Origin of the sequence: Gilvimarinus gilvus (assembly GCF_030518155.1) — a bacterium.
GTDB lineage: Bacteria > Pseudomonadota > Gammaproteobacteria > Pseudomonadales > Cellvibrionaceae > Gilvimarinus > Gilvimarinus gilvus.
Genome location: NZ_JAULRU010000558.1, coordinates 1 through 340, shown reverse-complemented (window position 1 = coordinate 340; position 340 = coordinate 1). Strand labels below are relative to the sequence as shown.

At 67.6% G+C, this 340-nt stretch carries 1 protein-coding gene; it reads left to right on the top strand.

Features of this window, described 5'->3' with window-relative positions; genetic code table 11:
- Positions 1-340 (top strand): dioxygenase family protein (locus QWI17_RS10575; RefSeq protein WP_441294589.1); only part of this gene is annotated, 340 nt, incomplete at both ends.

Genomic DNA, 340 nt, shown 5'->3' with positions numbered 1-340 from the left:
GCTGCGACCCACAGGGGCCTACCCAGGAGTGCCTGGACCAGCTCGGTCGTCACGGCCAGCGCCCGGCGCACGTGCACTTCTTCATTTCGGCACCTGGGCACCGGCACCTGACCACCCAGATCAATTTTGCCGGCGACCGGTATCTGTGGGATGACTTCGCCTATGCCACCCGCGACGGGTTGATCGGCGAGCTGCACTTTGTCGAGGACGCCGCGGCAGCGCATGACCGTGGCGTGCAGGGTGGGCGCTTTGCCGAGCTGGCCTTCGACTTCCATCTGCAGGCGGCCACGGCGCCGCAAGCCGAGGAACGCAGCCACCGCCCGCGGGCCTTGCAAGGTTA